Source organism: Streptomyces sp. NPDC059866 (genome assembly GCF_042731325.1).
Classification (GTDB): domain Bacteria; phylum Actinomycetota; class Actinomycetes; order Streptomycetales; family Streptomycetaceae; genus Streptomyces; species Streptomyces flavusporus.
Genome location: NZ_JBHWJT010000057.1, coordinates 24,005 through 34,483 on the forward strand (window position 1 = coordinate 24,005; position 10,479 = coordinate 34,483).

The following is a 10,479-nucleotide window of genomic DNA, read 5'->3' on the forward strand; positions in this document are numbered from 1 at the left end:
CACCCCGCCGCCACGGGGGGCCCCCCCCCCGCCCCCCCCGGGGTGCTTGGAGGGGGGGGGGGGGGGGGGGGGGGGGGGGGGGGCCCCCCGCCGGGCGGGCCCCACGACGCAAGGCCCAGGCGCAGGCAACCGTGCCGATGGCGAGAGAACCGAGGATCTGGCTGCCGTGGAACATGCCGGGCCAGAGAATGACGGGTGGCTCGGTTCCGTCACAGCCGTCATGAGCCCCGATCGCCCGGTACATGGCGTCTTGGGTGGCCAAGGCATCCCCCACACCCGCCAGCGCGACGAGGAATACCGCCTGGAGGAGAAGCAAGAGAGTGATGCGGGGCGGCACATGGTCTCGGACCCGGCGTGGGGTGAGACTGGCGGTGCGTACCGCGTCCCGAGGGTGGGGGGTGAGGGTGTCGCCGAGCAGGACGCCGCCCATCGCGCACAGGCCGAAGGCGGTCGCGAAGCTCACCAAGGGCACGCCGGCGTCGAAGCTGCTGATGCCGTAATTGGTGATGTCCGTGGTGGCCCATAGCGGTGCGGCCACGACGCCGACAGCCAGACCGGCCCAGCGGGCGTAGCGGTCGGTGTGGGCGCGGGGGCGGGATTCGAGCTGGTGGATATCGAGCATAGGAAGACCCCAGTGGGTGATGGCGGCTGGGCGGCCTGCATCGGCGGCAGCGGACGCTGCCCGTCGCAAGCCCGGCTTGTATCGAGTGGTAAGTACAAGATGCCCCGGCAGTGCATCTTGTGTCAATGCCTCGATACAAGTTGGGTGAGGGTGTTCACGGTCCCTTTGAGGCACGCCGGCTGCGGCACGTATGTGGCCACACCTGTGCACTGCGGCACGTCGCGTCCCACGGTGAAGAGCACAACTTCCAGACCGGCCGGGCAGTCAGCCGCTCAGGTTCGCGGCGCGTTGTTGTTATCCCACTCCTCGGGCCGAGGTCTCCCATATGACGGGCAAGGCACTTCGAGCATCGGGAAAGGAAGTGGTCAGCCGTGGCAGCGAGTAGCGAACGCGACGCCGCGTTGGTCGAGGCGGCCCGGGAGGGGGCCCTGTGGGCACAGGATGAGCTGGTCGCCGCGTATCTGCCGCTGGTGTACAACATCGTGGGCCGGGCACTGAACGGTGACGCCGACGTCGACGACGTGGTGCAGGAGACCATGCTCCGTGCGCTCCGTGCGCTCGGCGGGCTCGGCTCGTTGCGCGATCCAGAACAGTTCCGGTCCTGGCTGGTGGCCATCACGATGAACCGGATCCGCAGCCACTGGCACACCCGCCAGGCAGCGCCGGCCGTTGCAGGACTGCAGGACCTCCACGATGTGGCCGACCCCGGCGCGGACTTCGTGGACCTGACGATCGTCCAGCTGGGGCTTCAGGGACAGCGGCGGGAGGTGGCCGAAGCCACCCGCTGGCTGGATGACGCCGACCGTGAGCTTCTGGCGCTGTGGTGGCTGGAGGCCGCGGGCGAGCTGACCCGGGGCGAGGTGGCCGCGGCACTTCAGTTGTCGCCGCAGCACACCGCGGTGCGGGTGCAGCGGATGAAGGCCCAGTTGGAGACGGCCCGCCTGGTGGTGCGGGCGCTGGCCGCGGTGCCCCGCTGTGTGTTGCTCGACGACGGCATCAGGCTCTGGGACGGCGTCCCGTCGGCGCTGTGGCGCAAGCGGATCGCGCGGCACGCCCGCGACTGCACGCTGTGCTCGCGCCTGCAGGCCGGCCTGCTGCCCGCCGAGAAGTTGCTGGTGGGCCTGGGGCTGGTGGCATTGGCCGGCGCGCTGTCCGGCCTCGCGGGGCTCGCGCCCGTCGGGGACGACGGCTTGCCCGCCCAGAACGCAGCCTTCGACTCCGGCGTGCAAACGGGTACAGGTGGTCCCTCGGACCTGGCGGTGCACACAGATCAGGGCAGCCCCGCCGAGTCGGCCCAGCACAGCGGGAAGGCCGCCCCCGGCGCCGGCGGTCGGTACCCCGCCGTCGGGGCGGACACCATCGTCCTTGGCACGCCAGGGACCGGCAATCTGCCTGGACGCCGCAGCCTGCGAATACAACGCCGCATACCGAGGCGGCGTCGTGCCGCCGTGGCCGCCGCCGTCACACTGATCACCGCCGGAGGCACTGGCGCGGCCATGGTCATCCTGTCGCCGGACACCGGGCACCAGCCGGTGCGGGCGATCACCACCCCCGAGGGGGAGCCCGAGTCCGCATCCGGATCCTCGACGCCGTCGCCGACCGCATCCCCCACGAGGTCGGCCACGGCCGCATCCACGGCCTCGCCGTCGTCCCCGCCGGCTACCAGCCCGCCACCGACCGGTGTAAAGCCCACGAGGCAGACAACGCCGCCCACGCGCGCCTCAGCCTCGAAGCCGACCGTCAAGACGACCCCGACCGCTCCGTCACTGACCTCCCAGCTGATCGCCTTGCTCAATGAACGTCGCCGTGCGCTGGGACTGCCCGACGTCAAGGAGAATGCCCAACAGGTGCAAGCCGCCCAGGCGTGCGCGGACAAGAACGCCGCCCGACAGCCCGGCCCCAGCGAGCACTGCGGTTACGAAGTCCTCTACTGGTCCCCCAGTACCTCCGCCACACCGGAGGAGATGATGGAGACCTGGTTCAACAGCCCCGGGCACAAGGCAGCCCTCACCCACCCCACTTCCCGCAACGCCGGCGCCGGAAGCGCCGTGGGCCCGAGCGGACTCATCTCTGCTCTCAACATCGACTACTAGGTGGTTTTGTTTGGATCCGGCGGTCGTTGGTCGGATGTGCCGTTGACAGATGCGCTGAGCTGACCAGCCCGCGGCCGGAGCCCGCGAAAAGGAGCGCTACGAGGTGAACGGCCCCGCCGCTGGAGCGTGATGTGGACGCCGGTCCACGGCGGAGGCTGCCCGTCCCGCTCGGCGGGCCGCCGGCGTAACGGTCAGGCTGCGTGGCCCAGCACCACTGGCCCGGCGGGTGCCGCGGCCCGGGCCGCGGTCGCGTGCACGGGACGGATGGTGGAGACGGTGGCCGCGACCTGTGAGCGGCTCCGCGCGAAGACAACGAGGCGCAACACCGCGAACCGCCCGATACCGGCGAGCGCGGAGGCGGACAGGTAGACGACCTGCTCAAACACCACACCGGGTGCCGCCACCAGTTGCTGCAGGACAAGCATCGCGACGGACGTCATCGCATACGCGGCCGTCGCGGACCCGGCCGACTGCGCATGCTGGCGCCGGGTCGCGCGCCCGCCTGCGCCGAAGGTGAAGCGGGCATGCAACTCGGTGGCGAGGAGCGTGGAAACCACGGTGATCAGAGCGTTGGCGAGGCCCCAGTACATCCAGGAGGCGAGGGCCGCCACGGCGAAGCTGGAGGCGAGCCCCACTCCGCCGCCGAAGAGTACGAAGCGGGCGAAGGCGGTGAAGGCGCCGGGTGCCGCCTGCTGCTGACTCTGCGCTCTCTCCATGATCCGCCTCCCTTGATCGGTCGCTCTTGTGTGCCGTGACTGTCTGATGGCATTCACCAAGGCCATCCGACAAGCAGTCCCTGATGCGAAAGCTGACGGTGCGTCATCCCGTCACGAGGTGAGCCGCACGCGGATGCCCAGCGTGCTGTCCTTTCCCTGGAGCCGGCTCTGGAGGATCATGAGGCGGCCGAGGATGCCGTACTTGCGGGCGATGAGTTTGCGGTAGCGGGCGCCGGTCGCCTCGTCGGTGATCTCGGCGGTCGCGGGGACCGGGTCGCCCGTCGGGTTGCCGCGCAGGTCGCAGGGGCCGACGAGGATGTCGTCGCGGGCCCGGATCCGCTTGACCTTCCAGGAGTCGGCGGGGGTCCGCACGCCCAGGGTGTCGCCGTCGCGCACCACCCACACAGGGGTGGCGACCGGGATGCCGTTCTTGCGGTAGCTGGTGACGAGCATGTACTTGCCGGCGCCGAGCTGCTCCAGCGTGTCGTCCATGATGCGTTTGTGCTCCTTGCTCTTGTCTTCGAGGTCGTTGGCCACGTGGGCGGCGTACCGCATGGGGGTGCCTTCTTCCGGGTTGGTTCAGCTCAGTGGGACGTCGAGGACGGCCTTGCGGTGGCTGAAGGTCTCGATGGAGTAGCGGCCGTGGTAGTTGCCCATGCCGCTTTCGCCGACGCCGCCGAAGGGGAGGGTCGGCACGGCGAGGTGGTGCATCGGCAGGCCGAAGTTGAGGCCGCCCGAGGAGGTCTCGGCGGCGAGGCGGCGCTTGGTGGTGTTGTTCTCGGTGAAGGCGTAGAGGGCGAGCGGCTTGTCGCGCTCGTTGATGAACGTGATCGCCTCGTCGAGGTCCGCCACGGTCAGGATGGGCAGGATGGGGCCGAAGATCTCCTCCTGCATCACAGGCTCGTCGGGTCGGACATCGGCCAGCACGGTCGGGGCGATGTACGTGTCCGCGCGGTCGGTCTGCCCGCCGGTGACCGTACGGCCGGAGGCCAGCAGCGCGGACAGCCGGTCGAAGTGACGCTCGTTGATGATCCGTCCGTAGGCGTCGGACGTCTGCGGGTCTGCACCGAACAGCCCCTTGAGCGCGACGACCAGGGCGGCCTGCAGTTCGGTCGCGGTGTCCGGGTCGGTCAGGACGTAGTCGGGGGCGACGCAGGTCTGTCCGGCGTTGGCGAACTTCGTCTGCGCCAGGCGCTGCGCGACCGTGGCGATGTCGGCGTCCCGGTCCACGAACACCGGTGACTTGCCGCCGAGTTCGAGGACGACGGGGGTGAGGTGCTTCGCGGCGGCGGTCATCACGATGCGGCCGACCGTGCCGTTGCCGGTGTAGAAGATGTGGTCGAAGTGCTGCTCCAGCAGCGCGGTGGTCTCGGCCGCTCCGCCCTCGACGACCGCCGTCGCGTCGGTGTCGAGGTACGCGGGCAGCAGCTCGGCCAGCAGTGCCGAGGTGCGGACGGCGTAGTCGGCGGGCTTGATGACGACCGCGTTGCCGGCGGCTAGCGCGCCCGCGACGGGCACGAGCAGCAGATTGACCGGGTAGTTCCACGCCGAGATGACCAGGGCGACGCCCAGAGGGTCGAAGACCGTGCGGGCGGTGCTGCCAGGGACTCCGGGCACCGTTACGGGGGCGGGCTGCGGGGCGGTCCACTCCTCCAGGTGCTCCAGGTAGTCGTCGATCTCGACGATCGTGGTGTTGATCTCCATGGCGTCGGCCTCGGCGCGGTTCTTGCGCAGGTCGGCGTAGAGGGCGTCGGCTATCGCCGCGCGGTTGTCGGTGAGCAGGTCGCGCAGGCGGGTCAGCTGCTGCCGACGCCAGGCCAGGGGCTTGGTGCGGCCGGTTCGGAAGGTGGCGCGCAGCCGGTTCACCAGCACGGTGGCTTCAGTGGCGGTGAAGGTGTCGTCGAGGGTGAAGGCTGCCTTGGCGTCAGTCACAGTCGTGTCCCGTTCGGTCTGTCGGTCTGGAGGGAAAGCCGGTGGTCATCCGGGGGGGAAGAAGAGTCGCGGCCGTGCAGGTGGCGCGGTCAGGCAGTGACGGCCGTGCGTGCGGGCGTGGTCTCGGCGTCGCTCGACGCGGGGGGAGTGGTCGCGTCATCGCTCGACGCGGCGAGCGTGTCGGTGGCTGGCGAGGGGGACCTGCGGCGGATCGCCAGGCCGACCATGGCCACGCCGATGACCAGCAAGAACGTCATACCGGCGAGGGCGAAGCTCAGGGTGTACTGGCTCTCCGCGGGCAGGGCGGGGACCCCGGTGGGCAGGTTGTCGAGCGTGTTGGAGGCGAGCAGCGAGGTGATGACCGCGCTGCCAATCGCACTGCCGGCGGAGCGGGAGATGGAGTTGATGCCGTTGGCGATGCCGGTCTGGTGGTGCGGGACGCCGGCCACGATCAGCGCGGGCATCGCGGCGTAGCCGAAGCTGATGGCGACGCCGACGACCATGCCGGCCAGGATCACCGACGCGGTGGTGTCGTGGGCGAGGGTCAGCCAGGCGAAGCCGATGACACCGAAGGCGGCGCCGACGGCGAGGGTGAGACGCGCGCCGATACGGCGTACCAGCATGCCTCCGAACTGGGCGGCGACGAGCGAGACGAGGGCGGAGGGCAGCAGGTAGACGACGGAGGCGCGCAGGACCGAGGCGCCGAAGCCGTAGCCGGCGACCTCAGAGGGCGTCTGGACGAGGTAGGAGACGCCGATGAACTGCGCGAACATGGCGAATCCGACGAGCAGTCCGGCGACGTTGGTGAACAGCACCGGGCGGTGGACGAACATCTTCATGTCGACCAGGGGGTCGCGGACCCTGCGTTCGATCACGACCCAGATGACGGTCATGACGGCGGCGCCGGCGAAGAGGGCGAGCGTGCGGGCCGAGGTCCAGCCCCAGGTGTGGCCCTGTGAGATGGGCAGCAGAAGCAGGACGAGCACCAGGGCGAGGCCGGCGGCGCCGAGCCAGTCGGTGCGCCCGCCGGTCCGGGTGCGAGGAGCGGGGACTGCGACCGCGACCGCGATGAGCGCGGCGGTGGCGAGTGCGGCGGCCAGCCAGAAGACCTGGTGGTAGTCGGGGTTGGCACCCTGGGAGAGGAGTCCGGCGCTCACCAGGGCGAGGCCGCTGCCGAACCCGAGCGTTCCGCTGACCAGGGCCATGGCGCCGGGCAGCCGCGCGGGCTTGACCTCTGCCCGCAGCACGGACAGCGCGAGCGGGAAGATCGCGGTGGCGGCGCCCTGCATCACACGGGCCACGATGAGCCACAGCATGGAGCTCGTGGTCGCGGCGAGCACGGATCCGGCGACCATGACCACCAGCACGCCGAGCAGGGTCGGCTTCGTGCCGTGCTGGTCGCCGAAGCGGCCGAGGAGCGGCGTGAAGACCGCGGCCGACAGCAGCGTGGCGGTGGTGACCCAGCTGACCTGGGCGGTGGTGGCTCCGAGGTCGTTCTGGATGATGCCCAGGATCGGGATGACCAGGGTCTGCATCATCGACACGACCATGGCGGCGAGGCCGAGCACCAGGACGAGGCTGAGACTGCCGGTTCGGCGCTCTGGCGCGGTGGCAAGGGAGGACTTCACGGTCTTCTTTCCGGTGGAAGGGATGCCCGAAGGATGGATGCATCGATGGTCGAGGAGTGAGACCATTGAGGTACTCGATGCTTGAGGACATCAAATAATAAGAGCTTGATGACTGTCAAAGGTTGAGAGGTTCAAGCTTTTCGCGGTACTCTCGAGGCATGTCCCCGATCCCGTCCAAAGCGCAGCTCATGGAGTTGCTCGCCCACTCGGTCAGTACGCACTACGCCGACTTCACGACAGCCGCCGCCGACATGGGCCTTACCTCCAGCCAGGCAAAGACCCTCACGGTGCTGCGTCGCGCGCCCGCCTCGATGCGCTCGCTCGCACACACCCTCGCCTGCGACGCGTCGAACATGACCGGAATCATCGACCGGCTCGAAAAGCGCGACCTGGTCCGCCGCGAGGTCAGCCCCACCGACCGCCGCGTGAAGAACGTCGCCCTCACCGAGGTGGGCGAGAAGGCGATCGACACGATCCGCGAGCGGATGGAGCGGACGCAGACCGGCCTGGACCAGTTGTCCGACGAGGAGCGCGCCGAACTCTTCCGCCTGCTGACGGTCGTCTTCCCGCGCTGATGCGCGCTGTGCGGGTGCTGGTCCGCCGAGCAGTCGAGCGGTGACTGGAGGGTCGACCGGGTCCCGCGAGTGATCTTTGCACGCAGTCGGACGGTGGCGAAGGCGGACTCGACGAGGCCGGAAGTCCGTGGACGGATCAGTGTTCGGCGGGGATGGTGCAAGCCGGCAACTCGGCCTCGTCATCGGTGATTTCTTGACCCCTTGGGGAACCTCGCGCTGTCGTGGCGGGCGCACCTCTTGATCGCCTGGAGCACGTCTCGCGGTTCCTGGTGTTGTGAACGCCAACGCCTTTGACGCAGGAGGCCGCGATGGCCTCGGGCGGGGCCTTCCGGCAGCCGAGAGCTTCGTCCCCGGCTGCCAGGGCCATCGCGCCCAGCTCGCGGCACCTGGCCGAGGCGGTCTGCGCCCCGGTGCCCGAACGCGGAGAGCCCGTCGTGATGGAACTGGGTGCCGGCACCGGACCGTTCACCGCCGAGATCCAGCGCCGGCTCGGCGGGCGCGGCCGCCACCTGGCCGTCGAGATCGATCCACTCCTCGCCCAGCGCCTGCGCGACCGCCACCCGGGGGCGGAGGTCATCCAGCGCGACGCCGTACACCTGCGCCACCTGCTGGACGAGCGCGGCATCGAGAGCGCCGACGTGGTGGTCAGCGGCCTGCCCTGGGCACTTTTTCCCCTCGCCGTCCAACACCGGCTGATGGACGCGACGTCCGCAGTGCTCGCCCCGGCGGGTGCATTCACCGCGTTCACCTACCTCCACGCCGTTCCCCTCAGCCCCGCCCGTCGGTTCCGCGGGCTGCTGGCCGAGCGCTTCGAGGAAGTCGTCCCCAGTCGCACCATATGGCGTAACACACCCCCGGCCTTCGTCCTCCACGCCCGCAGACCCCGCCCATAACCCCTGCTTCTGTCGTGGTCCACGCCCTCTGGGGAAACGGGGTGGCCCAGCCGAGTCGAGGAAGCGCTCGAACTCGCGACGCTTCCCTCGCTTGCCTCCGGCGAGGCGGTGACTGAGGCGGTCAAGGGCGGGCGCGATCCAACCCAGCCGTGTCGCCGGCTACGCGAGCGACGGCGGGGGCTTGTACGCCTGGCGGCCCGCTCGGGGCCGCGGACAGCGGTGACGACGCGGACGCCCAGGTGGCCGTACGGGTTATTCGGTCTCGGCCAAGGCAGCGAGAATCAGGTTGCTGACGGCCTTGGTGGAGACCGGGTTCTGTCCTGTGATCAGGCGGCCGTCCCGCACGGCGTGCGGTGTCATCGGGATGCTGGAGCGCACATACTTGGCGCCCTTGGCGCGCAGTTCGTCCTCCAGCAGGAACGGCACCCTGTCCTTCACCCCGGCCAGCCTTTCCTCGACCGTCGAGAAGCCGGTGACGGTGCGGTTCCTTACCAGGGGGTTCCCGTCGGCGTCGCGGAGGTTGATGAGGGCGCAGGCGCCGTGGCACACCGAGGAGACGATGCCGCCGTCGGCGTAGATGGCCTGGGCTGTTTCCTGCAGGTCGGCGCTGTCGGGGAAGTCCCACATGGTGCCGTGGCCGCCCGTGAAGAAGATCGTGCAGTAGTCGTCCGGATCTGCGTCGGCAATGGAAGCGGTGGACTTCAGGGAGGCCATGAAGGCCGGGTCATCAAGATATCCGCGAACCGTCCGGTCGACGAACAACCGGCCCAGGCTGGGGGAGTCGAGCGGCACCTCACCGCCCGCCGGACTCACCACATCCACGGTACGGCCGGCCTTCACCGCCTTGTCGTAAAAGTGGACGAGTTCAGCCACCCACAGGCCGGTCCGGTGCTCGCTCGCCCCGTAGGTGGCCTGGTTGGTCACCACCGCCAGAAGCCTCTTCCGTCTCACTCTTCCCACGTCTCCTTCTCCGCGATCACCGTCCCGACCTGCGCCGAGCCTTGACTTGCGCATCGTCCGGGCAGCTCCACCAACCCGCACACGACACTCGTCCGCGAGCACCTACTGACCGCCGCGCAAACCCGTGAGCCGCTCCAGCGCCACTGGGCCCACCTCGACGCGATGTGCGACCGGGATGGCCGTCCACGACGGGGGCTTCAGGCAGCCGCCGCCACTCGTCTGGACCTGAGTGCGGTGCTGTGCGCCCGGACGATGACGATCGAGAGGGTGAAATCCAGGAGGGCGGAGGCGAGGGAGACTCCCACCGGGCTGGGGATACCGTTCTGGGCGAAGGACACCAGTCGGCCCACGCCTCCGAGGAAGATCGGGACTGCCAGGAAGTAGACGAGCACTCCCTGCCGGTGGATCGTTGCCGCCGTCCAGAAGAACAGGGGAGCCCAGCCGATGTAGACGCCCGCCATGAAGCGGTGCACGTCGTCCGCGTCCGCGGGGCTTCCCTGCGCCAGTAGTTGCAGGCCGTCTCCGAGCGCGATGGCGGTGGCGATCAGCAGGCAGACGCGGACGACGGTGTCGGCTGCTGCGCCAGGAACGCGGGCCGCCATCACGACTCCTTGGGTGTCGGGGAGTTGGCTCGGGACGGGTGGTCAGGCCTGCTCGGTGGGGCGGACGAGCAGTTCGCCGACGGCCACATGACGGGGGCGGGTCACGATGTAGCCGACGGCGTCGGCGATGTCCTGGCTCTGCAGCCGCTCGATGTCACCCAGACCGGCGGCGAGTGCCTTCAGAACCGGTTCCGGGTTGTGCGTGCGCAGTTCGGTGTCGACACTGCCCGGCTCGACGACGGACACGCGGACGTGCTGACGGGCCAACTCCTGGCGCAGCGACTCGCTGAAGGCGTTGACACCGAACTTGCTGGCGCTGTACACGGCCATCATGGGGTAGGCCTGACGGCCGTTGAGCGAGCTGATGTTGACGATGTCGGCGACCTGGCGCGGCTCCTCGGCGGCGGCCTTGACCAGGTGGGGGACGGCCGCGTGGGCGGTGTACATCAGGCCCATGA

Annotated in this window: 10 protein-coding genes; 3 read left to right on the plus strand and 7 right to left on the minus strand. The window is 69.6% G+C overall.

Translation table 11 applies throughout. The annotated features are described in order from the left end of the window. The first annotated feature begins 993 nt into the window (after positions 1–993). Complete coding sequence (locus ACFV7R_RS43070) at positions 994–2,715, plus strand: sigma-70 family RNA polymerase sigma factor (RefSeq protein ID WP_385275036.1); 1,722 nt, start codon at positions 994–996, stop codon at positions 2,713–2,715. A gap of 191 nt (positions 2,716–2,906) precedes the next feature. On the opposite strand, the gene ACFV7R_RS43075 is transcribed toward ACFV7R_RS43070, so the two are convergent. The 4 genes from ACFV7R_RS43075 to ACFV7R_RS43090 form a co-directional block, all read right to left on the minus strand. Beyond that, positions 2,907–3,431, minus strand: a complete 525-nt coding sequence (locus ACFV7R_RS43075) for a hypothetical protein (RefSeq protein WP_385275039.1) — start codon at positions 3,429–3,431, stop codon at positions 2,907–2,909. Between the two features lie 111 nt (positions 3,432–3,542). Continuing rightward, a complete protein-coding gene (locus ACFV7R_RS43080) occupies positions 3,543–3,923 on the minus strand; it encodes a PPOX class F420-dependent oxidoreductase (RefSeq protein ID WP_385275060.1) in 381 nt (126 codons plus the stop codon). Positions 3,924–4,010: 87 nt separating this feature from the next. Then, the gene (locus ACFV7R_RS43085) at positions 4,011–5,303 is read right to left on the minus strand and encodes an aldehyde dehydrogenase family protein (RefSeq protein ID WP_385275063.1); all 1,293 of its coding nucleotides are present in this window, start codon (positions 5,301–5,303) and stop codon (positions 4,011–4,013) included. Positions 5,304–5,452: 149 nt separating this feature from the next. Then, positions 5,453–6,991 (minus strand): MFS transporter, encoded by a 1,539-nt coding sequence (locus tag ACFV7R_RS43090; protein ID WP_385275042.1) that lies wholly within the window; start codon positions 6,989–6,991, stop codon positions 5,453–5,455. A 158-nt stretch (positions 6,992–7,149) separates the two neighbouring features. On the opposite strand from ACFV7R_RS43090, the gene ACFV7R_RS43095 reads away from it, so the two are divergent. After that, the gene (locus tag ACFV7R_RS43095) at positions 7,150–7,566 is read left to right on the plus strand and encodes a MarR family winged helix-turn-helix transcriptional regulator (RefSeq protein ID WP_385275045.1); all 417 of its coding nucleotides are present in this window, start codon (positions 7,150–7,152) and stop codon (positions 7,564–7,566) included. Between the two features lie 308 nt (positions 7,567–7,874). Continuing rightward, positions 7,875–8,459, plus strand: a complete 585-nt coding sequence (locus ACFV7R_RS43100) for a class I SAM-dependent methyltransferase (protein WP_385275048.1) — start codon at positions 7,875–7,877, stop codon at positions 8,457–8,459. 252 nt (positions 8,460–8,711) lie between these two features. Here the strand turns inward: ACFV7R_RS43100 and ACFV7R_RS43105 are convergent, their stop codons facing one another. The 3 genes from ACFV7R_RS43105 to ACFV7R_RS43115 all read right to left on the minus strand — a co-directional run. Beyond that, positions 8,712–9,410, minus strand: coding sequence for a type 1 glutamine amidotransferase domain-containing protein (locus tag ACFV7R_RS43105; RefSeq protein WP_385275051.1), 699 nt, complete (start codon positions 9,408–9,410; stop codon positions 8,712–8,714). A gap of 206 nt (positions 9,411–9,616) precedes the next feature. Further along, positions 9,617–10,021, minus strand: a complete 405-nt coding sequence (locus ACFV7R_RS43110) for a DUF4345 family protein (RefSeq protein ID WP_385275054.1) — start codon at positions 10,019–10,021, stop codon at positions 9,617–9,619. Positions 10,022–10,063: 42 nt separating this feature from the next. After that, on the minus strand, positions 10,064–10,479 hold a 416-nt coding region (locus ACFV7R_RS43115; protein WP_385275057.1), incomplete at its 5' end, for an SDR family NAD(P)-dependent oxidoreductase.